The organism is Roseibium aggregatum IAM 12614 (assembly GCF_000168975.1).
In the GTDB taxonomy this organism is placed as follows: Bacteria; Pseudomonadota; Alphaproteobacteria; order Rhizobiales; family Stappiaceae; genus Roseibium; species Roseibium aggregatum.
The window spans coordinates 211,908-233,571 of the sequence record NZ_AAUW01000010.1; the positions used below are offsets into that span (position 1 = coordinate 211,908).

General features: G+C 60.0%; 19 protein-coding genes and 1 pseudogene. 14 read left to right on the forward strand and 6 right to left on the reverse strand.

What is annotated here, in order from left to right:
* Positions 1 to 14: 14 nt before the first annotated feature.
* Complete coding sequence (locus tag SIAM614_RS15395; protein WP_006935813.1) at positions 15 to 200, forward strand: hypothetical protein; 186 nt, start codon at positions 15 to 17, stop codon at positions 198 to 200.
* Positions 201 to 254: 54 nt separating this feature from the next.
* Here SIAM614_RS15395 and SIAM614_RS15400 read toward each other — a convergent pair whose 3' ends face one another.
* Positions 255 to 1,646 carry an MATE family efflux transporter gene (locus SIAM614_RS15400; RefSeq protein WP_040440341.1) on the reverse strand — a complete coding sequence of 464 codons (1,392 nt, stop codon included), beginning with the start codon at positions 1,644 to 1,646 and terminating at the stop codon, positions 255 to 257.
* A 316-nt stretch (positions 1,647 to 1,962) separates the two neighbouring features.
* On the opposite strand from SIAM614_RS15400, the gene SIAM614_RS15405 reads away from it, so the two are divergent.
* Both SIAM614_RS15405 and SIAM614_RS15410 read left to right on the forward strand, forming a co-directional pair.
* The gene (locus SIAM614_RS15405; protein WP_006935822.1) at positions 1,963 to 2,904 is read left to right on the forward strand and encodes a glycine--tRNA ligase subunit alpha; all 942 of its coding nucleotides are present in this window, start codon (positions 1,963 to 1,965) and stop codon (positions 2,902 to 2,904) included.
* 392 nt (positions 2,905 to 3,296) lie between these two features.
* A complete protein-coding gene (locus tag SIAM614_RS15410; RefSeq protein ID WP_157139883.1) occupies positions 3,297 to 3,974 on the forward strand; it encodes an OmpW/AlkL family protein in 678 nt (225 codons plus the stop codon).
* A gap of 83 nt (positions 3,975 to 4,057) precedes the next feature.
* Here SIAM614_RS15410 and SIAM614_RS15415 read toward each other — a convergent pair whose 3' ends face one another.
* Positions 4,058 to 4,423, reverse strand: a complete 366-nt coding sequence (locus SIAM614_RS15415; RefSeq protein WP_006935824.1) for a hypothetical protein — start codon at positions 4,421 to 4,423, stop codon at positions 4,058 to 4,060.
* Between the two features lie 158 nt (positions 4,424 to 4,581).
* Between SIAM614_RS15415 and SIAM614_RS15420 the strand changes: the two genes are divergently transcribed.
* From SIAM614_RS15420 to gltS, 3 genes are all read left to right on the forward strand, one after another.
* Entirely contained in the window at positions 4,582 to 5,142 is a 561-nt protein-coding gene (locus SIAM614_RS15420) for a LemA family protein (protein WP_006935831.1), read from the forward strand.
* Between the two features lie 10 nt (positions 5,143 to 5,152).
* On the forward strand, positions 5,153 to 7,099 hold the full coding sequence (locus SIAM614_RS15425) for a DUF2207 domain-containing protein (RefSeq protein WP_006935837.1): 1,947 nt from the start codon (positions 5,153 to 5,155) through the stop codon (positions 7,097 to 7,099).
* An 84-nt stretch (positions 7,100 to 7,183) separates the two neighbouring features.
* Entirely contained in the window at positions 7,184 to 8,404 is a 1,221-nt protein-coding gene (gene gltS, locus SIAM614_RS15430; protein ID WP_006935839.1) for a sodium/glutamate symporter, read from the forward strand.
* 26 nt (positions 8,405 to 8,430) lie between these two features.
* On the opposite strand, the gene SIAM614_RS15435 is transcribed toward gltS, so the two are convergent.
* Positions 8,431 to 9,918: a putative bifunctional diguanylate cyclase/phosphodiesterase gene (locus SIAM614_RS15435; protein ID WP_006935840.1), complete on the reverse strand. Its 1,488-nt coding sequence runs from the start codon at positions 9,916 to 9,918 to the stop codon at positions 8,431 to 8,433.
* Between the two features lie 307 nt (positions 9,919 to 10,225).
* Between SIAM614_RS15435 and glyS the strand changes: the two genes are divergently transcribed.
* Genes glyS through SIAM614_RS15445 form a run of 3 tightly spaced genes read left to right on the forward strand, consistent with a single transcriptional unit; the run spans position 10,226 to position 12,970 of the window.
* On the forward strand, positions 10,226 to 12,313 hold the full coding sequence (gene glyS, locus SIAM614_RS15440) for a glycine--tRNA ligase subunit beta (protein ID WP_006935841.1): 2,088 nt from the start codon (positions 10,226 to 10,228) through the stop codon (positions 12,311 to 12,313).
* Positions 12,279 to 12,566, forward strand: a complete 288-nt coding sequence (locus SIAM614_RS32025; protein ID WP_157139885.1) for a hypothetical protein — start codon at positions 12,279 to 12,281, stop codon at positions 12,564 to 12,566. The genes glyS and SIAM614_RS32025 overlap by 35 nt, the downstream gene beginning before the upstream one ends.
* Positions 12,563 to 12,970, forward strand: a complete 408-nt coding sequence (locus tag SIAM614_RS15445) for a type II toxin-antitoxin system death-on-curing family toxin (protein WP_006935842.1) — start codon at positions 12,563 to 12,565, stop codon at positions 12,968 to 12,970. Before SIAM614_RS32025 ends, SIAM614_RS15445 begins: the two co-directional genes overlap by 4 nt.
* Before the next feature lie 49 nt (positions 12,971 to 13,019).
* On the opposite strand, the gene SIAM614_RS15450 is transcribed toward SIAM614_RS15445, so the two are convergent.
* Positions 13,020 to 14,255, reverse strand: coding sequence for an MFS transporter (locus tag SIAM614_RS15450; protein ID WP_006935843.1), 1,236 nt, complete (start codon positions 14,253 to 14,255; stop codon positions 13,020 to 13,022).
* A 464-nt stretch (positions 14,256 to 14,719) separates the two neighbouring features.
* Between SIAM614_RS15450 and nadA the strand changes: the two genes are divergently transcribed.
* From nadA to nadC, 3 genes are all read left to right on the forward strand, one after another.
* The gene (gene nadA, locus SIAM614_RS15455; protein WP_006935844.1) at positions 14,720 to 15,802 is read left to right on the forward strand and encodes a quinolinate synthase NadA; all 1,083 of its coding nucleotides are present in this window, start codon (positions 14,720 to 14,722) and stop codon (positions 15,800 to 15,802) included.
* 100 nt (positions 15,803 to 15,902) lie between these two features.
* Entirely contained in the window at positions 15,903 to 17,504 is a 1,602-nt protein-coding gene (locus SIAM614_RS15460) for an L-aspartate oxidase (protein WP_006935845.1), read from the forward strand.
* A gap of 12 nt (positions 17,505 to 17,516) precedes the next feature.
* Positions 17,517 to 18,380 (forward strand): carboxylating nicotinate-nucleotide diphosphorylase, encoded by an 864-nt coding sequence (gene nadC / locus SIAM614_RS15465; protein ID WP_040440345.1) that lies wholly within the window; start codon positions 17,517 to 17,519, stop codon positions 18,378 to 18,380.
* Between the two features lie 207 nt (positions 18,381 to 18,587).
* Here nadC and SIAM614_RS15470 read toward each other — a convergent pair whose 3' ends face one another.
* On the reverse strand, positions 18,588 to 19,181 hold the full coding sequence (locus SIAM614_RS15470) for a HupE/UreJ family protein (RefSeq protein ID WP_006935847.1): 594 nt from the start codon (positions 19,179 to 19,181) through the stop codon (positions 18,588 to 18,590).
* Positions 19,182 to 19,454: 273 nt separating this feature from the next.
* Here SIAM614_RS15470 and SIAM614_RS15475 point away from each other — a divergent pair, with 273 nt between their 5' ends.
* Positions 19,455 to 20,519, forward strand: a complete 1,065-nt coding sequence (locus SIAM614_RS15475; protein WP_208984001.1) for a GlxA family transcriptional regulator — start codon at positions 19,455 to 19,457, stop codon at positions 20,517 to 20,519.
* A gap of 6 nt (positions 20,520 to 20,525) precedes the next feature.
* Here SIAM614_RS15475 and SIAM614_RS15480 read toward each other — a convergent pair whose 3' ends face one another.
* Positions 20,526 to 21,182 (reverse strand): GntR family transcriptional regulator, encoded by a 657-nt coding sequence (locus tag SIAM614_RS15480; RefSeq protein WP_006935849.1) that lies wholly within the window; start codon positions 21,180 to 21,182, stop codon positions 20,526 to 20,528.
* Positions 21,183 to 21,315: 133 nt separating this feature from the next.
* Here SIAM614_RS15480 and SIAM614_RS15485 point away from each other — a divergent pair.
* Positions 21,316 to 21,664 (forward strand): annotated as a pseudogene (locus SIAM614_RS15485) (TRAP transporter substrate-binding protein DctP); the annotation flags it as partial.

Below are 21,664 nucleotides of genomic sequence, written 5' to 3' on the forward strand. Positions count from 1 at the left end.
CAAGGGGAAACGATATGACCGAACTGATAGGCGTGGCCGCATTGGCCGTGGGTGGCTACTGGATCGTGCAGCGCGTCAAGCGCAAGATGGCCGAGGTTGAAAACCAGATTTCCCGGGCCGCCGCCAAGGCCGATCCGAATGGCCGTGGCGCCAAACTGGTGCAGGACCCTGTCAGCGGCAAATACCGTCCGCAAGCTTGACGAAACGGCGGGCTATATGCCCGCCCGCCGTCGCTGTTTTTTCTTTCGTCAGCTTCATTTTGCCGAAACGGCCCGGAACAGGCCCCAGCGTGCCGAACTTCTGCGCGCAGTAACTGTTAGTAGCGCCAGCGTCACCACAAGCAGCATCAACTCCGCCAGCGGACTGGACAGCCAGATGCCGCCTTCTCCGAAATAGACCGGCATGACGAACACCAGCGGCAGGAAGAACGCATAGGGCTTGGCGAGGCTCAACAGGGCAGCCCGGCCGGCGTCCCCCAGCGCCTGAAAATAGGTGGCCACCATGAACAGCGGCCCCGCCACGAAATAGAGCGCCACCATCACCGGCAGGATCCGGCTGACGTCCGCCGCAACACGGGGATCGTCGACAAAGGCGAAGCCGATCTCGTGCGAGAAGAATGTCAGCCCCAGTTCCGCGAGAGCGCAGTAGACAAACGCCACCACCAACCCCAGACGCAGCGTATTGTCCGAGCGATGCCAGAGGCCCGCGCCGGAATTGTTGCCGATCATGGCCTGCAGCGCCTGGGCAAGACCCAGTAGCGGCAGATAGCAGAAGGTCATGATCCGGGTGACAATCCCGAAAGCGGCGACCGTTGCCTCATAGCCACTGGCGCCGGCCGATTGCAGAGCGGTGATGGTCGCTGCGGAGCCAAGGGCAATGCCAATGAAACTGAGGCTCTGTGGCGTGCCGAGTGTCAGGATTGTGCGCCAGGAGGAGGTTAGCGGATGCCGCAAAAGCGCGGAGGGCGACAGCTCCGTTTTTCCGCTCAGCCGCAGGCCCAGCATGATCGCAAGCGCGAGAGCCTGCGCCAGCACGGTTCCAGCGGCACTGCCGGCAACGCCATAGTCGAAGACCGCGATCAGCAGATAATCGAAGACGATGTTGGCCAGCGAAACAAGCAGGCTGAAACCTGCCATCACGACGGCAAGGCCTTCGTTGCGCAGAGCATCCGCATTCACCGTCAGCACGAACATCAGCGGTGAGAAGGCAACCGTGATCGCCAGATAGGTATGGCTCATACCGGCAATCTCCGCCGAACCGTCGGCAGCGGCGAGCGTAAGCCTGTCGCCAAAGACACCGAACAGCGTGATCACGATAGCTGCCATGGCAAGCGCCAGACCGTGGGCACCGGCAAAAACCGCTTCGGCATCTGCCCCAAGACCTGCTCCGAGTTTGCGGGCAAGCACGCTGGACATGCCGCTGGCAACCAGTGTCGCCAGTGCAGCCAGCAGCATATAGGCAGGAAACATCAGCGTGACCGCGCTGAGGGCGTCCGGTCCGGTGATCAGGCCAAGGAAAATGGCATCGACCACCGTCAGCAGCCCGTTCATGCTCATCACCAGGATGATGGGCAAGGCGGTTCTGGCCAGGGTCGGAAGGATTGGCCCATGGGTAAAGCTGTTGGGCCGGGATATGTCGGAAGACATTCCGTTCTCCATCAATGGGCATTTCGATCAGGAAGGAGGGGCTCGCATTGCCACCAGCGCGAAATGCGTGGGGAACAGAAAGTCTTGAAGACCAGAATTTCACCGTGACTGTTGTCCGCGAGCGGCAGGCATTCTGAAGCCGGTGCGAGGGATACCTTGGTGCCGGCGCTCCGTCAATCTGAAACGGCCACGCCCGCTTCGCCTTGACCTTGCCCCGACATCGTGGCACCTGTCGCCCGAACCGGCGGTCGTTGACCGCCGGGCAGAGCCACATTCGCGGAACACCTTCATGTCGACTGAAACCCTGCCGGCGCACATGCGCCCGGAAAACTCCTTTCAAGGCCTGATCCTGACCCTGCAGCGCTACTGGGCCGACCAGGGCTGCGTTGTGCTTCAGCCTTACGACATGGAAGTGGGCGCCGGTACGTTCCACCCGGCCACCACGCTGCGCTCGCTCGGTCCGCGTCCGTGGCGGGCTGCCTATGTGCAGCCGTCGCGCCGTCCGACCGATGGACGCTATGGCGAGAACCCGAACCGCCTGCAGCACTACTACCAGTTCCAGGTGATCCTGAAGCCGTCTCCGGCGAACCTTCAGGAGCTGTATCTGAACTCGCTCTATGCCATCGGCCTCGATCCGAAGCTGCACGACATCCGCTTCGTGGAAGATGATTGGGAAAGCCCGACCCTGGGCGCCTGGGGGCTTGGCTGGGAATGCTGGTGCGATGGCATGGAAGTCTCGCAGTTCACTTATTTCCAGCAGGTGGCCGGCTTTGAATGCTCGCCTGTTTCAGGCGAGCTGACCTACGGTCTGGAACGCCTGGCAATGTATATCCAGGGCGTTGATAACGTCTATGACCTCAACTACAACGGCATGGAAGGCGACGCCAAGGTAACCTATGGCGATGTCTTCCTGCAGGCCGAGCAGGAATACTCCCGGCACAATTTCGAGCACGCGGACACGGAAATGCTGTTCCGCCACTTCAAGGATGCTGAAGCCGAATGCCGTTCGCTGCTGGAGGCTGGGGCCAAGGCGCGTGAAGCGGCTGGCGCCAACGTTCATCAGGTGGTTCTCCCGGCCTACGACCAGTGCATCAAGGCCAGCCACGCCTTCAACCTGCTGGACGCGCGCGGTGTCATCTCTGTGACCGAACGCCAGAGCTACATCCTGCGGGTTCGCGAACTGGCCAAGGCCTGCGGTGCGGCCTTCCTGGAAACGGAAGCCGGCGGTGTCGGCTATCACAACCAGGCGGCCGGCTGAACGCATCTGCGGTCTGGCCAGCATTCCATCGCCCCACTGCGATCTTTCTGAACACCGGTCCGGGTTCGACCTCCCGGCCGGTGGCGGCTTCTTGTGTGAGCCGTCTGTTTCGGGGCTGTGCTGAGCATTTGCCTTGCTGGAAGCCGGGACACGCCTGGAGCTCCCGAAAGGGACGCGGGTCAGGTTCCCGAAGTGCTCCGTACAACCGATTTGCGAATTGGAATTATTATAAAAATCAATACTTTGGTGCAAAAATACAACTATCTGAAAAAGGCCGTAACGTAAGCTTTTCTCCCTGTCACCAAGATTTGATCCATCTCAATGTTTGCCCATCTTCATGCGCCTAGGCCGAGGAGCAGCGTACTTCTGCGCGACGACTCATGGAGACTGAAATGGACAGGAAATGGAGCGGCCTAGCAGCCGCAGCCTTGGCGATGACGTGTGCCCAGCAGGCGGTTGCTGCCGATCTTGGAAGCAGCGAGCCGCCGGCGGCGTTCGAGGTCGTCGCACCCAAGAGCCCGTGGCAAATCCGTGTCCGTGCACTCGGTGTCATCACCCAGGACAGCGGCTCGGTCGACGGCATTTCCGGCTCCGATCTTTCCTACTCGGACACGGTGATCCCCGAACTCGACATCACCTACTTCTTCACTGACAACATCGCTGCGGAACTGATCCTCGGAACGACCTTCGCCAAGGTCAACGGTGAGGGCACGATATCGGCCCTCGGAGAAATCGGTGAGACCTGGCTGCTGCCGCCCACCCTCACGCTGCAGTACCATTTCACCAACTTCGGCAAGTTCAAGCCCTACGTCGGTGCCGGTGTGAATTACACGATCTTCTATAACCAGTCGGGAAAGAATGCCCAGGACCTGAATATCGAGAACAGCTTTGGTGCGGCTGTGCAGGCTGGTTTCGACTATATGATCGACGACCACTGGGGCGTGAACCTCGACGTGAAGAAGATCTTCCTGGAGCCCGACTATGACGTCACGGTCGCGGGCAACAAGTTGCACGGTACAGCGGAACTCAATCCGTGGCTCGTGGGTGCCGGTATCACGTACCGGTTCTGATCGAGGCACTTTGAAGTTTGGCAAATGATGCGGCGAACGAGCCGGGGCTGCTGTGCGGTCCCGGCTTTTTCGCGCTCGGTGCGTCACGCTCCCGGTTCGGCTTCCATGTCGCAGGGGATCTCCCGTTGCTCGATGTAGAGGAACGCATGGGCAAAACGGCCCGAGAAGCGAAAACCGCCGCTTTCATAGTGAAATCCTGACGCAGCTTTCCGTTCTTCCAGAAGCATATGCTGATGCTCGTCCGCTTTTGCCTGCTCCAGCGGGCCATAAAGTGTTGCGGGACCGGGCTCATGCGGATTGACGACGACTGTAAAGGTCATATCCCCTGACGTGCAGACATACTGGTCTGCGAGCGACGCCGAGGCCTGCCGAAGGCCCGGAAGCGACCCGGCCAATACGGCCGTCACGGCCAGGGTTGCACGCGCGTGCCTGAAAACCATCCCGGACATATCCCTTCTCATCCAACCGAATGCGGATTCTGATGGCTTCGAACCGGAAACCTGTGTTCCAGATTACCGTTTGTCGTTTCATGACTGTCTGTAGAACTGATCCTGATGACAAGCCATTTGTCAGCGGTTAGCTTCCTCGGTAGATTTCGGAGGTTCATATGGTCTTTGCCTGGTTCATTCTTGCGCTGTTGATCGCGCTCTCGCTGTTGGTGATTGTTCTTTACAACGCCCTGGTCCGCAAACGGCAGATGACCGAGGAGGGCTGGAGCGGCATTGATGTGCAGCTCAAGCGCCGGGCCAATCTCGTTCCCAACCTGGTCGAGACCGTGAAGGGCTACGCCTCCCATGAAAGAGAAGCGCTCGAAGCGGTGACCAGCATGCGTGCGCAGGTCTCGGCGGTTCCGAAGGATGATGTTGCCGCCCGCGCAAAAGCCGAAGGCGAACTCAGTCATGCGCTTGGCCGCTTGTTCGCGGTCGCGGAAGCCTATCCGGACCTGAAGGCCAGCCAGAACTTTTCCGATCTGCACAAGTCGCTCGACGAGATCGAAAACGCCATCCAGATGGCCCGCCGGTATTACAACGGCGCTGTCCGGAACCTGAATGTCGCCGTCGAGAGTTTTCCGTCCAATCTGATCGCCAACCAGTTCAAGTTCGAGAAGGCCGAATACTTCGAAATCGAAGACGAGACGGACCGCGCGGTGCCGAAGGTCCAGTTCTGAGGTGCGTGCAATGCTGAACCGGATTTCCGCCGGCGTTCTTGCGGCTTTCGTCCTGCTCGTCGGGGTCATGGGGGCTCAGGCGGACGAGCGCATCCTGAAGTTCGTTTCCGATATCGACGTTGCGCGAGACGGCACTTTGACAGTCACGGAAACGATTACCGTGCGCGCGGAAGGCGATCAGATCAGGCGCGGCATTTTCCGCGACATTCCGCTTGCGGTGGAGGGGGCGAACGGGCGCATCTACAAGGCCGGCTTCAAGCTGCTCTCCGTGCTGCAAGATGGTGTTCCAGCGCCATACCATACCAACGGCAACAGCCAGGGTATCCGGATCTACGTCGGGGACGAGAACACCTTCCTGGCGGCGGGCAATTACACCTACACCTTCAGCTACGAGACGGACCGGCAGATCCGCTTTTTTGAAGACCGTGACGAGGTCTACTGGAACGTGACTGGCAACGAATGGATCTTCCCCGTCGATGAAGCCATCGCGCGGGTCGTTCTGCCGGAGGGTGTGAAGGCCAGCGAATGGACGGCCTATACAGGTGGTTATGGCGAGACCGGCAACGCCTTTGAGGCGCAGAGCGTTCAAGACGCGTCTGAAGTGGTTTTCCGGACAACGGCGGTTCTGCCGCCCTACGAAGGCCTGTCGGTCAACGTCAGCCTGCCGAAGGGCGCGGTCACGCCGCCGTCTGAAGCCGACAAGCTGGAATATTTCGTCAATGACTACAGATCGGAGCTGATCGGCACAGCAGGGCTGCTGCTGGTGCTCCTGTATTACTTTGCCGCCTGGTGGATGGTAGGCCGCGATCCGGCTGAAGGCGTCGTTTTTCCCAGGTTCTCGCCTCCTTACCGCATCTCGCCCGCCCTTGCGAAATACATAGACAGCCGGGGCTTCGGTGATGGCGGCTGGGTTGCGCTTTCGGCCGCCTGTCTCAACCTGGCGGTCAAGAAACGGTTGCGACTTGAGGAAGAGGACAGCGACACGACCCTGGTGCTGAACCGGACGGGCCGGGACGAGCATATTCCCGGGTTTGGACTTCCAAAGGGTGAGGCGGCGCTGGAGGAATGGCTGAACGGGCGGGGGAGCCCGTTGACCCTGAACAAGGCCAACGGCACATCGATCCAGGCTCTGGGCAGCAAGTTTAGGGCGGCGATCGAACGGGAAAGCCGGGACGTCTATTTCAGAACCAATAAACGGTATCTCATTCCCGGGTTCATTCTGAGCCTCGTTACCATTGTCGCCCTGCTCGCCTTCGGCGGATTGCAGCCCGGCCAGGAAGGGTTCGTCATCGTCTTCCTGGTCTTTTCCGTCTTCGCGACCATCATTTCGGTCAATCTTGGCAAAGCCATTTTCCGCTTCGCCAGCATGAAACTGCGCATGGCCTTGATTTTCGTGGTCTTCGGCCTTGCCATTTCGGGAGCGGCCTTCGGGGCCTATCATGTGAATGGCGGCGTGGAATCCCTGCCAGTCCTGCCGTTCATCGCGGTGGCGCTGGTCGCCCTCAACATCCTGTTCTTCTTCCTGATCAGTGCACCGACGGCGCTCGGCCGTCAGGCTCTAGACGAGATCGAGGGATTGCGGATGTATCTGAGCGTGGCCGAAAAGGAACGGCTGAACATGGCGAAAGTCCCGGACATGAGCACCGGTCATTTTGAGGAGCTTCTGCCCTACGCCGTGGCGCTCGGCGTTGAAAAGCCATGGGCGAAGGCCTTCGAAGCCTGGCTGACCACGGCGGCAGGGGCGGCGGCCGCCGCCAGTTATCATCCTGGCTGGTATTCCGGCAGCCATTTCGATGCCCGGCACGTGTCCGACAGCCTGGGCCAGACGGCAAGTTCCATGGCCGGGTCTTTCCGGTCGTCACTTCCCGCTCCCAAATCATCCAGTTCCGGATCCTCGGGCTCCTCGGGTGGCTTTTCCGGCGGCGGTGGCGGCGGCGGCGGCGGCGGCGGCTGGTAGGCCGCGGGAAGGCAGGCATCCCACGCCTTGCACAAGCTGCTTCGAACGGCATAGTGGACAGGTCAGACAGAGGCGGGGAGGCAGATGACCGGCGAAACGATCACGCTAACGGAATTCGTCAGCTTCAATCTGGCCATCCTCGTCTATTTTCTGGGCGTGCGGCTGAACAAGAAGATCGCCCTTCTGGACAGGTTCAACATTCCGGAACCGGTGTCAGGCGGTCTGCTGGTGGCGCTGTTGTCACTTGGTGTCTATCTGACCCTTCGAACCGAAATCGGGTTCTCCCTGCAATCGCGCGATTACCTGCTGTACTGCTTTTTCACCGCCATCGGCCTGAACGCCCGCTTTGCAGATCTTGCCAAGGGTGGCAAACCGCTTTTGATCCTGCTGGTGCTCACCGTCTTTTACATGCTGCTGCAAAATGCGGTTGGTTCGGGGCTCGCGGCGGCAATGGGGCTGCACACAGGCTTCGGCTTGCTGGGGGGCACCATCTCGCTGGTCGGTGGTCATGGCACCGCAATCGCCTGGGGGCCGAAGCTGGCATCTGATTACGGCGTTGCGGGTGCCGTCGAGATCGGGGCTGCAACGGCAACGCTCGGCTTGATCGCCGCCAGCCTTCTGGGCGGGCCAGTCGGCAAGTTTCTGATCGAAAGGCGGGGTGGCAAGCCCGACCCGAACCGCCCGGAAGAAGCCCCGATGATCGGCCTTGAGATGGACCGGGAAGCGGACGCAAGCGTGACGCACACCGGGCTGATGCGCTCGCTGCTGGTTCTCAACATCGCAATCGGTCTCGGCGTTGCCCTTCAAGAGGCCTTGAGCGCGGGTATAGGGCTGGATCTCCCTGTGTTCGTCTGCTGTCTCTTCTGCGGCATCCTGCTGTCCAACACCGTGCCGCTGGTCTTTCCGAAAATGACCTGGCCGGCCAGGTCCAAATCCCTGGCTGTCCTGTCCGACCTTGCCCTTGGCATCTTTCTGACGATGTCGCTCATGAGCCTGCAGCTCTGGACCATTGCGGGTCTGGCCGGGCCGATGCTGCTGATCCTCGTCGCGCAGATCGTCGTTGCGGCTGCCTTCATCATCCTGGCGCTCTATCCGCTGATGGGCCGCAACTACAATGCGGCGGTCCTGGGGGCTGGTTTCGCGGGGTTTGCGCTTGGTGCGACACCGACCGCCATTGCCAACATGACTGCCATCACCAAACACTTCGGACCGGCAACCCAGGCCTTCCTGATCCTGCCGCTCGTGTCAGCCTTCTTCGTGGATCTCGCCAATGCGGTCATCATCCTCCTGTTCCTGGGGGGATGAGAGGATGGAAGAGGAAGGCTTGGCGATCAGGCCGCGTCTGTTTTCTCGCTGAACGGCAGCCGGCCATCGACCTGGGATGCCAGCAGGAGGCTGGCCTCTTCAGAAGTAACCGCGGCCGCATAAAGGAACCCCTGTCCATAATGGCAGCCGTTGGAATTGAGTGCGTCATGAACCGCGCTTTCCTCGATCCCTTCCGCAACCGCATCGATGTCGAGCCCCTTGGAAAGAACCAGAATGGCTTCAACGATGGCCGCGCACTGCTTGTCTTCCAGCATACGTTCGGTAAAGGACTTGTCGATCTTGACCTTCTTGATCGGGAAATCGCGCAGGTAGCTCAGGCTGGAATGGCCCGCGCCGAAATCGTCAAGAGCAATGGAGATGCCTGCTTCCGTCAGTTCGGTCAGGATGCGTTTGGCCGATTCCGGGTTTTTCAGCAGCGACGTTTCGGTGATTTCCAGAACCAGACGGCTGGGAGAAAACTCGAACTTCTTCAAGATGGCACTGATCTGTAACGGCAGGGCGGGGTCTTGCAGTTGCACCGGAGAGAGATTGAAAGACAGGTAGAGATCATCCGGCCAGTTGGCGGCGACCTTGCAGGCGTCCTCCAGCAGGTGCTGCGTCAGCTCGGAGATAATGCCGCAGTCTTCCGCGATCGGAATGAACTGCAGCGGAGGCACCTTGCCGAAGTCTGTATCGGTCCACCTTGCCAGAGCCTCGAACCCGGCAATACGGCCGGAATCCATGTCCAGGATCGGCTGGTAATAGGCCTTGACCTCTTGATCCGAAATCGCGCGGCGCAGGCGTTGTTCCAGGAGGGTCCGATGCAGGATCGAGGCGTCCATGTCGACCTCGAAGAACCGGTAGGTCGAGCGCCCGGAGGACTTGGCCCGGTAAAGCGCGATGTCGGCCCTGCGCAGAAGTTCGGTAATCGCGTGGCCGTCATGGGGATAGAGAGCGATGCCGATGCCCGAACCGATGGAAATCTGCCGGTTGCCGAACTCGAAACGGTCGTTGATCCGGGTGATCAGCCGCCGGGCGAACCCTGCCACATCCGACTTTTCCTTGAACACCGGGGAGACAATAGCGAATTCGTCACCGCCGAGCCGGGCGACAATGCCGTCCTTGCCAAGCGTTTCCGCCAGCCGGTCAGCAAAGCTGCGCAGCAGGTTGTCGCCGAAGGCGTGGCCATAGACGTCGTTGATCGGCTTGAAGCCGTCGAGGTCAAGCATCATCACGGCGCGGAAACAGTCCGGCTTCACCTCGTATGTCAGGTCGGCGAAGGCTTCCAGCAGACGGCGCCGGTTGGGAAGCCCGGTCAGCGGATCGTGCTGGGCAAGGGCCAGGGCTTCGGAATGGGCCGAGGACCTGGCTTTCAGCTCCTTGCGCAACCGTCGGGTCGCCCATGCTCCGTACCCCAGACTGAAGATGGCGATGCCCAGCACAAGGCTGGTGATAAAATCAAACGTCAGTTGGGAATGATCGAGTTCATAAGCAGGAAAGAATACTGGTACCACCTTGATACCGGTAAAAATGACAAGAACTATTGCAAGTAATGCAACTATAGATCGCGTCACATATCTGTTGTCTGCAACTTCCCGTTTCACTGAAGGTTGGTCCCAATACATACGACTGCTAACAAGTTGCGGAGTTTCACATGCAATTCTTGAAGAAGAATGAAACAAAGCAGATGTGCCGCCGTCTGAACGGCCGGCCGTGGGCGTGCATTGCCGCGAAAAGGGGTGACAAGTCCTCATTGTCTTGGTAACGGACGGCGCAAACCGTTTCCGGTGTTATCCCACCAGACCAAAGGTCCAGACATCCATGCCCGATCTTCTGCTTGAACTGTTCAGCGAAGAGATTCCGGCCCGCATGCAGCGCAAGGCGGCCGAAGACCTGAAATCTCTCGTGACCAATGCCCTGGTGGATGCCGGTTTGCCGTATGAAGGCGCAAAGGCCTTCGCGACACCGCGGCGTCTTGCCTTGCATGTCGCAGGTGTTCCAGCAGGTTCCGCCGCCACGCGCGAAGAGCGCAAAGGCCCGCGTGTCGGAGCCCCGGAAAAGGCGCTGGAAGGCTTTCTGAGAGGGGCAGGGCTGACGTCGATTGATCAGGCAACCATCCAGACAGACCCGAAGAAGGGTGACTTCTACGTCGCCGTGATCGAAAAGCCGGGCCGGTCGGCGATTGATGTCATTGCCGAATTTATGCCGGGCATTCTGCGCAATTTCCCCTGGCCGATCACCATGCGCTGGGGCGCGGCAACCACCCGCTGGGTGCGGCCGCTGCATTCCATCGTCGCTACCTTCGGCCCGGAAACGGAAGAACCGGACGTGGTGTCGTTCGAATTCGACGGCATAAAGGCCGGCAAGACCACGCGTGGCCACCGCTTCCTGGCGGATGAGGCTTTCGACGTGCGCCGCTTCGACGACTATGCGCCGGCACTCGAAAAGCACAAGGTCGTGCTCGACGCGGACCGCCGCAAGGACATCATCCAGAATGACGCCAAGGATTGTGCCCTGGCGCTCGGTCTCGATCTGGTCGAGGATCCGGGTCTTCTGGAAGAGGTCGCCGGACTGGTCGAATGGCCGGTGGTGCTGACCGGCAGCTTCGACGAGGATTTCCTGACGATCCCGGATGAGTGCATTCAGCTCACCATCAAGGTCAACCAGAAGTGCTTTGTGCTGAAGAACCCGGCCACCGGGCGTCTTGCCAACAAGTTCGTGCTGATTTCCAACATCATCGCCGATGATGGTGGCAAGCTGATCGTCGCCGGCAACGAGAAGGTGATCCGCGCACGTCTGTCCGACGCCCGCTTCTTCTGGGAAACGGACCTGAAGTCGAAGCTGTCGGATAATCTGCCCAAGCTGGACGAGGTCAAGTTTCACGAAAAGCTCGGCAGCGTCGGTGAGCGGGTGAAGCGCATGATTGCGCTGTCGGCCGAACTTGCGCCGGTTGCCGGGGCGGACGAGACGAAGGCCAAACGTGCGGCGGAACTCGCCAAGGCGGATCTTGTCTCCAACATGGTCTTCGAATTCCCGGAACTGCAGGGCCTCATGGGCCGCTACTACGCAACGGCCCAGGGCGAGGATGCATCGGTGGCAACCGCCATCGAGGAGCATTACAAGCCGCAGGGGCCGAGCGACAGCGTGCCGACCGATCCGGTCGCCGTTGCCGTGGCGCTTGCCGAAAAGCTGGATCTGCTTGCAGGTTTCTGGGCGATCGACGAAAAGCCGACCGGCTCCAAGGATCCCTATGCTCTGCGGCGTGCGGCGCTCGGCGTGATCCGGATCGTTCTGGAAAACAATCTCCGGATCAGACTTGGCGATATTCTCCGGTCCGCTCTGGATCTTCAGGGTGTGAAAACGGCAGACCCTGCAGCTCTTGTCGCCGATCTCCTGTCCTTCTTCGCCGACCGCCTGAAAGTCCACCTCAGGGACGAAGGTGCGCGTCATGACCTGATCGACGCTATCTTTGCGCTGGAAGGTCAGGACGATGTTCTGATGGTGGTCCGGCGTGTCGAGGCGCTCGGCAAATTCGTTTCTTCCGACGACGGCACCAACCTGCTGGCTGGCTACAAGCGCGCGGTCAACATTCTGAAAGCCGAGGAAAAGAAGGACGGCGCCGCCGTTTCCGGAAAGCCGCACCCGGACCACTTCCAGGAACAGGCCGAAATCGATCTTGCGGCTGCCATCGATGTGGCCCGGGCCGAAGCGGCCGACGCCGTGGCAAGCGAGAACTTCGAGGGGGCGATGGAAGCTCTGTCGAAGCTGCGTGCTCCGGTCGACCGTTTCTTCGTTGACATTCTGGTCAATGCCGAAGACGCCACACTGCGCATGAACCGCCTGCAGCTCCTTGCTGAAATCCGGGATGCGACCCATGTGGTGGCGGATTTCTCGAAGGTGGCCGGCTAAGCAAAGGATTGAAAGTTTTGGTATTGGATTATTTTGCGTTATCCTTTCACAAATCGAAGTAGGAATTAATGGGTTGATGGAAACGAAATCGGACGGTCGAAGAAACGAACCGATGCAACCTGAGGAAGCTTTTGCTAACGGAGAGAAAAATTCTCCCGCAAGTAATCAAGCAACGAAACGTCGTACCATTCGCGAAATGGTAGCCGATAACAACACCCGTTTTGCTGCGACAATGAAGTCTCTTGGTGAATGACAAGACTGATTGAGCCGGTCTGGTTGTCATTTGATGAAACAGAAGAAATCATTCAAGCAGTCGGGGAGCTCTATCCAAAGCATCGGGTCGAATTGGTGCGGCCAAATGAATTGGCTGCCGCATTGGAGCGTCCTATAAATCGGTATCATTATGCAGGCAAAACCAACATCTTTATGCTCTCGTGTGAATATGTCTATGGTATCGGCAAGGCGCATGCATTGGTAGACGGCAACAAACGCATAGCTTTTATGGCGGCGTTGGTTTTTCTCGAATTTAACGGGATCAAGCTCAATGAGCCGGCCGACGAGTTTTTTGCTGTCTATATAAAGGCTTTGATGTCTGACAGGATAAACCTGCAGATGCTTGCCACAGTATTTTCTGTCTTTTCAGTACAATTTTCCTGAACGACAGCGCTCCCACATAGTGGAAACGCTGCTTCTTGGACGAAGTGCCTTACTCGGCTGGTTCCGCAGCCAGCCGGTCGACGGGTTTTTCCTCGATCGGCCAATGCACAATGGCGGCGAAGATGCCGAGGGCGATGCCCAGCCACCAGATGGCGTCGTAGGAGCCAGTTTCGTCGTAGATCTTGCCGCCCAGCCAGACGCCCAGGAACGAGCCGATCTGGTGGGACAGGAAGACGAAGCCGAACAGGGTTGCCATGTAGCGCGGACCGAACATGACGGCCACCAGGCCGGACGTGGGCGGCACGGTCGACAGCCACAGGATACCCATCACGCCGGAGAACACGAGCACCGAGGCTGGTGTGACCGGCAGCATGATGAAGGCGAAGATCGCAACGGCACGGGCAAGGTAGATCAGCGACAGGAACATCGGCTTGGAATAGCGGCCGGAAATGTAACCTGACAGCAGCGACCCTGCGATGTTGCACAGGCCAATGAGCGCAATGGCTGTGGCGCCCCAGGCCGGATCAAGACCTAGATCGGCGATATAGGGCGGCAGATGCACCGTGATGAAGGCAACGTGGAAGCCGCACACGAAAAAGCCGAAAGTCAGCAGGATAAATCCGCGGGTTCCGAAGGCTTCGGAAATGGCGGAGGTGAGCTTCTGATCGTTCGCCGGATTGCTGTTTTGAGGCAGTTCCGACTTGCCCCGGAGTGCAATGGCCAGCAGCGGCACGAGGGCGACGAGCCCGGCAAAGACGACAAGGGTCTGCTGCCAGCCGATGCTTGCGATCAGCGCGCCGCCAAGAGGGGCGAACAGAAACTGGCCGAGCGAGCCGGAGGCGGTGCCTATGCCGAAGGCGAGCGTTCTCTGCGACGCAGAGACCGTGCGGCCGAAAGAGGCCAGAACCAGAGAGAAGGACGAACAGGAAATGCCGAGACCGATGAGCACACCGGCCGAGATATGCAGGGCGACCGTGCTTTCCGCATCGATCATCAGCAACAGGCCGGTGCAGTAAAGAACAGCGCCGAGCGTCATGGTTTTCCAGGTGCCGAACCTGTCGGCCATCATGCCGGCAAGCGGCTGGCCGATGCCCCACATGAGGTTCTGGATCGCCAGCGCCAGCGCGAATATCTCGCGGCTCCAATCCCGGGCCTCGGTCATTGGCTGGAAGAAAAGGCCCATCGCGGACCGCGGACCGAAGGAAATGAGCGCGATCAAACAGCCGCAGGAAATCACCAGCGGGATATTTGGCCCGGCCCGGCCAGTGGAGGAAGCAGTTGTCATGCATGTCTCTCTGATCGTGAAATTACGATCAGAATAGTCTGAAGTCGGGCTCCGGAAAAACGCCTAATTTTGATGGATTGATCAGCGTTTCAAATGGAATATGCTTTGACAGACATGCCGCAGCAATGTGTCCGGAGAGGTCTGGAGGGGGGCTCCGGTCTGCAGGTAAGGCCGGCTGAGGGGCACTGTTTCGGTGCCAGGTTTATGGGGCGAATTGTTAGCCGGCTTCCAGGGCGCGGAAAAAATTGATCTTAAGCTTCGGAAAAGAAAGGAGAAACGGACGCTGGACGATAATTTTTCCGATTTTTGTAGATTTTCGATTTGCTGACCCTTATATAAACTCCGAAAGAGCAAAAGTATGGGCGTCACGGCCCGTTTTCTTTTGCCTCTAATATGCTCAAGTTGAGTATAACTAAATAGCGGCAACACCCACCCCTCACGCCGCGCAATAAAGGGAGGTCGCCATGACCATTGCCCAGATCAAAGCACCGGTTGGAGCACCCATTGCCGCCGGACTGACGGCACTGGAACGTTTCGGCAAACTGGAGCGCCCGGACCTGCGTTATACGCCGGAGGTCGCCGAGGCGACCGCGCCGATCTACGAGAAGGTCAAGCATATCATCCCGGCCATCGAATGGCCTGCTCTGGCACCGACCATCCATGCGATCAACAAGCTGAAGAAGCAGCGCAACGCGGTTATCCTGGCCCATAACTACATGACGCCGGATATCTACCATGGGGTGGCCGACATCGTTGGCGACAGCCTGCAACTGGCCATCGAGGCGACCCGCACCGATGCCGAAGTCATCGTCCAGTGCGGCGTGCACTTCATGGCGGAGACCTCGAAAATCCTGAGCCCGGAAAAGACGGTGCTGATCCCGGATATGCGCGCAGGCTGCTCTTTGGCCGAATCCATCACCGGGGCGGACGTACGGGCCCTGCGCGAGCGCAACCCCGGCATCCCGATCATCACCTATGTGAACACCTCCGCCGATGTGAAAGCGGAATGCGACATCTGCTGCACGTCTTCCAACGCGCTGCAGGTGGTCGAAAGCTTCGGTGTCGACAAGGTGTTCCTGATTCCGGACAAATACCTGGCCGCCAACGTCGGCAACAAGACCGACGTCGAGGTTCTGGTCTGGGATGGCGCCTGCGAGGTGCATGAGCGCTTCACCGCGCAAGAGCTGCGCGACTATCGCAAGATCGAGCCGAATGTGAAGATCATTGCCCATCCGGAATGCCCGCCCGAAGTGGTTGCGGAAGCCGACTTTGCCGGGTCCACCGCGCATATGATTGACTGGGTGAAAACCAAGCGTCCGGAAAAGGTGATGATGATCACCGAATGCTCCATGGCGGACAACGTTGCCAGCGAAACGCCGGGTGTGGACTACATCCGTCCATGCAACCTGTGCCCGCACATGAAGCGGATCACATTGACCAAGATCCTGGACTCTCTGCTCGAGATGAAAGAGGAAGTGGTCGTTGACCCGGTGGTGGCCGACAGGGCCCGTACCGCAGTCGAGCGGATGATCAACTTGAAAATCTGACCGGCTTCGGTCTAAACCGCATCTATGCGATGGCTTCCGGGCGTCTCCAGCCCGGAAGTTTCTTTTGGGACTTGTGCCCGTCTTTTCCAGGAAGTTTCCCATGGCCGTGTCGGTTGAGGATTTTGCACCTGCCTATATTGGCAAGGATGTGGATGATGTCGTCATTCTGGGAGGAGGTCTGGCAGGGCTCTTCTGCGCGCTGAAGCTCAGCCCGCGACCGGTCACCGTCATCACCAACGCACCGATCGGGCAGGGGGCCTCTTCCGCCTGGGCGCAGGGAGGGATCGCAGCTGCGATTTCCGAACAGGACTCGGTCGAAAAACACCGCGACGATACGCTGGCTGCAGGCTGCGGCATTTGCGAGGAAAAGATCGTCGAGCAGATGACCCGCGAAGGCAGCGCCCGGGTCCATGACCTCTTGTCCTACGGCGTTCCGTTCGATCAGGATCTCGAAGGCCGGCTGAAGTTCTCGCGCGAAGCTGCCCACTCCCACAGCAGGGTCGTGCGTGTGCGCGGTGACATGGCGGGACGGGCGATCATGGATGCCCTGATCGCCGCCGTCCGCAAGACACCCTCGATCCGCATTCTGGAAGGGTACATCGGCGAAAGCTTCATTGGCGAAGGCCGGTATGTAACGGGGGTTCTGGCCCGCAGGCGCGGCAGCCTGGAACGCCTGATCTTTCCGGCGAAGGCCGTGGTGCTTGCCTCTGGCGGCATCGGCCATCTTTATGAATTGACGACCAACCCGCATGAAGCCAACGGCCACGGTCTTGCCATGGCCGCCCGCGCCGGTGCCGTGATTGCCGATGCCGAATTCGTGCAGTTCCACCCGACCGCGCTCGATCTCGGCAAGGACCCCGCGCCGCTGGCGACCGAAGCCCTGCGCGGGGAAGGGGCGACGCTTCTCAACAAGGCCGGTGAGCGCTTCATGGAAGGCGTTCACCCGGATCTGGAGCTGGCGCCGCGCGACATCGTCGCCCGGGCAATCCACCGGGAAGTCTCCGAAGGCCGGGGAGCTTTCCTGGATTGCAGGACAGCAATCGGGGACAGGTTCAAGGAGGATTTCCCGACCGTTTTCGCGGCAGCCTCCGCAGCCGGCCTCGACCCGGCGAAAGACCTTCTGCCGGTGGCACCCGCCGAGCACTACCACATGGGCGGTGTGCTGACCGATGCCAATGGCCGCACGTCTCTCGATGGTCTTTGGGCTGCCGGCGAGGTCGCTTCGACCGGGGCTCATGGCGCCAACCGTCTGGCATCCAACTCGCTGCTGGAAGCGGTTGTCTTTGCCGCGCGCATCGCCGAGGATATCCAGGGCCTGATGCCCACCCCGCGCAGCGCCTACTGGAACGAGATGGACGATGCCCCCGGTCTGCCGAGCCAGCGCAACGCCGAAGAGCGGGAAGCCATCACCGTTCTGCGCAAGACGCTGGCGCGCAATGTCGGTGTGCTGCGCGATGCCGAGGGGCTCAAGACGGCTCTGGCCGATATCGCGCGGGTGGAACAGAACTGCGTTCGCCAGTCGATCATCAACATGATGGTCGCCGGGCGCATCATCGCCGCGGCTGCGCTGAAGCGCGAGGAAAGCCGTGGTGGGCATTTCCGCAAGGACTTCCCGCATGAAAATCCCGATATGGCAAGCCGCTCCTACACCACCTTGAAGGAAGTCGAGGCCATCACCGCCGAGGCCCTGGAAACTGCCTGACCGGAGAGGCGCATGACCCGCAGATATTTGCCCGAGCTGCCACGTCTGATGGTGGATGAAGCCGTGAAGGCGGCCCTTCTGGAAGACTGGGGCCGCGCGGGCGACGTGACCAGCCAGGCGACGCTGCCGCCGGAGGCAAAGGCCTCCGCCGTGATTGCCGCGCGCAAGCCGGGCGTCCTGGCCGGGCTCGCCTTCGCCGAAAGCGCCTTCCGCCTGACGGACGCCGGGCTGCGCTTCGAGGTTGTTCTGAGCGACGGTGACCGGCTGTCGCCAAAGGCAGTTGTCGCCCGGATCGAGGGGCCGGCCCGCGCGCTCCTGGCCGCTGAACGGGTGGCGCTGAATTTCCTGGGGCATCTGTCCGGCATTGCGACGGCAACGTCGAAATTCGCCGATCTGATCGCCCACACCAAAGCCGACATCGTCTGCACCCGCAAGACGACACCGGGCCTGCGCGCCTTCGAAAAATATGCGGTCAAATGCGGCGGTGGTTCCAACCACCGCTTCGGTCTCGACGATGCGATCCTGATAAAGGACAACCACATCGCGGTTGCCGGCGGCGTGACGCAGGCGATCGAGGCTGCCAAGGCATTCGCCGGGCATCTTGTGAAGATCGAGGTGGAAGTCGATACGCTGGAACAATTGCAGGAGGCGCAGGCGGCCGGACCGGACGTGGTCATGCTCGACAACATGCCGCCCGAGGTTCTGAAACAGGCTGTCGCATTGGCCGGTGGCAAGGTGCTGCTGGAAGCATCCGGCGGCATTGAACTCGATACGGTCAAGGCCGTGGCGGAAGCCGGTGTCGACCTGATCTCCTCAGGCTGGATCACCCATTCGGCCCCCGTTCTGGATCTGGGGCTCGATATCGAGATCAACTGAGATCTCATTACAGGCTAAAGCTCAATGTACGGCCCCGTCAGTCAACCCACCCAACCTCATCCTGAGGAAGCGCACAGCGCTGTCTCGAAGGATGGGTGGCACACTCCGGAAAAGTGTCGCGTCCTTCGAGACGGACCTGACGGTTCCCATGAAGGTGAGGTCGGGTGGATGGCAGACAGGGCCGGTTACTCAATCAGCCAGTGAAACTCACGCTGCGGCGAGGTAAAGGCCGCCGAGGGCAGTCAGGACGCCCAGGCTGCGGATGATCCGCGGGGCCCAGGCAGGATCGTTGCGGGTGGCGACATTGGCGCCATAGCCGATCAACAGACCCGCTGCATGAAGAAGCGCTGTCGCCAGAACGAAACCGCCGGCATAGGCGAGTTCACCGGCCGAGCCGATTTCACCGCCATGGGCATGGCCATGGCAGATGCCGAACGCACCCACCAGGGCCGCGCAGACGCCAAGCGGCAGGCGCAGTGCCAGGGCGACGACAACACCCAGAACAACCACCGATGCCAGGATGAAGGGTTCGACATAGGGCAGCGGCACACCGGCAAGCGAGAGCATGAAGCCGACGATCATCGAACCGACGAAGGCGGTTGGCAGGGCCCAGACCGCACGGCCGCCCAGGAGAGCAGCCCAAAGGCCGACGGCAATCATCGCCAGCACATGGTCGGTGCCGAACAGCGGATGCGAGAAACCGGCGGCAAAGGAGCCGTGTTCGGACGGATCCAGATGGGCAAGGGCAGGCGAGGCGGTCATCAGGCCAATGACGGCAGCAAGGCCGAGGCGGTAGAGCATGAAACGATCCTTTGATTGGTCACTCCGGTGCCCCGGGATGGGTCGCACCGTTCATGAAGAGCTCAAGACACCCCGTACTATCGTTGATTCTGTCACCCTGTAAACCGGAGCGATGGTCTCTTTCGCAAGGGCGCGCGTGGTCGCGTAACGGAAGAACTGCGACATTTCAGTCCGGTTTCCCGATAGGGGGCGGCTTTGCGGAGTGCTAGTTTCCAGCACATTGGATCCTCAGGTTCGGCTCGAGCCGATGACGATGGTGGAGGCAAGGTTCCGATGAGCGCTGGATTGGACGAAACGCAAATGTCTCGCCGGCAAAAGGCACCGCCGGCACCGGCCCGGAAAGAGCCGCGCGATGACGAAGAGGCGCTCGCCTCCCGGACGGTCGAGATCTGTTTTCTGCTGATGCGAAATTTCTCGCTGCTCTCCTTTGCATCGGCTATCGAGCCCTTGCGGATCGCGAACAAGGTGCTGAAACGCAAGGCCTTCACCTATCGCTGCTGCAGTCTGGATGGCAGCGATGCGGTTGCCAGCAACGGCAGCACCATACGGGCGGATTGCGCCATCAGCGATGTCGAGCGTCCGGACCTTCTGGCGATCTGCAGCAGCGACGACGTGGAGCGCATCGGGCTGACACTGGCCCAGAAGGTTGCGATCCGGAAACTGGCGAACCGGTCCATCCGGATCGCAGGTATCTGCACCGGCGCCTATGTGCTGGCCGACTTCGGGCTCCTGGACAACAGGAACTGCACGATCCATTGGGAATATGCCGATTTTTTCAAGGAACGGTTTCCGGATGCGCGGCTCGTGGACAGCCTCATTCAGACGGACGGCAAGTATATGACCTGCGCCGGAGGGACATCCGCGCTCGACCTCATGATCGGTTTTGTTGCTCAGGTCCATGGGGGCGGGGTTGCCGCCGACGTTGCCGAAATCGCCCTCCATCATGACTGGCGAAGCGGCAACGAGCGGCAGCACAAGCACATGCGTGATGATCTGGAATCCGTCTCGCAGCGGGTACGGAGCTGCATCGCGCTGATGACGGAAAATGTCGTCGAACCGCTTTCCTTGCAGGAAATCGCGCAGAAACTGGACGTCAGCCCCCGGCAATTGCAGCGGGAGTTCCGGAAATACCTGAAGTGCAGTCCGCAGGACTATTATGCGAAGGTTCGCCTCGACATCGCCCGCCAGCTCGTCTGCCGTACCTCCATGCGCATGATCGATATCGCCATGGCCTGCGGCTTTGCCAGCGCATCCCACTTTTCAAAACGCTACCGGTCCGCCCTCGGCACAAGCCCTGCCGCGGACCGTCAGCAGCATGGCCGGGTTTTCGATTTCTAGAGAAGATTATTCTGCAGCGGGCTTCAGGCTTGCCATCAGATGGTGGAATTTTTCGCCCTGTACAGAAACGTGCCGGCGGATGGCCGCTGCCGCCCGGTCGCCATCGGCTGCTTCAATGGCGGCAACCACGTCTTCATGTTCGGCCATGGACTGTTTCATCCGGCCGCGCACGCGGAGTTGCACCCGGCGGAATGGCTGAAGCCGTCGCTGCAGACGCAGGCATTCCTGCTCCAGAAAACTGTTGCCTGACTGGCGATAGATGATGGCGTGGAACTGTTCGTTTTCCAGATAATAGCCATCGGTATCTCGCGCTTCGACCGCATGTTTGCAGCGCTCGTTCGCAGCGTGAAGTTCGGCAAGCGCGGTTTCGGAAATACGCGCTGCAGCCAGGCGCGCGCTGACGGCTTCCAGCTCTGCCATGACCTCGAACATCTCGATCAGTTCCACCGGGCCGGGCTGGCGAACGAAGACGCCGCGGCGGGGGATCTGAACGACCAGGCCGGACTGGGACAGCCTGTGAAGGGCTTCCCGGATAGGCGTTCTGGAAACGGAAAAACGGCCCGCAAGCTGAACTTCGTCCAGCCTGTCGCCATCGGCGAAAGTGCCATCGAAAATCAGCCCTTCTAGCGCATCGGCGATGCGGTCCGATCGTTTTCTTTCCATGGTTCGGATTTAGCATAGGACATTTTTGCGCGCAATATTGTCATTCTTGTATACAAAACATCTTGACAGAAAAACATCACTTGGGGGTAAGATCCATCTCCGGTTCCCGTCCGGAACCATCAGGGAGGAAATAATGAACATCAAATTCTCAGCGTCGGTTGCTGCCGTGACGCTTTTCGCCAGCGCGCTCACCGCCAATGCCACGGAACTGCGCCTGTCTCATCAGTGGTCCACCGGCGACGTACGCCACAAGGTGGCTCAGATGGTGGCAGACGACGTGGCGGCCGCCGATGTCGATCTCGACATCAAGATTTTCCCGTCCCAGTCGCTTCTGAAGGCCCGCGAGCAATACAAGCCGCTGAGCCGTGGCCTGCTGGACATGACCGTTTTGCCGCTCAGCTACGCCGGTGGCCAGCAGCCTGCCTATAACCTGACGCTGATGCCGGGTCTGGTGAAGAACCATGACCATGCCGCCCGTATGA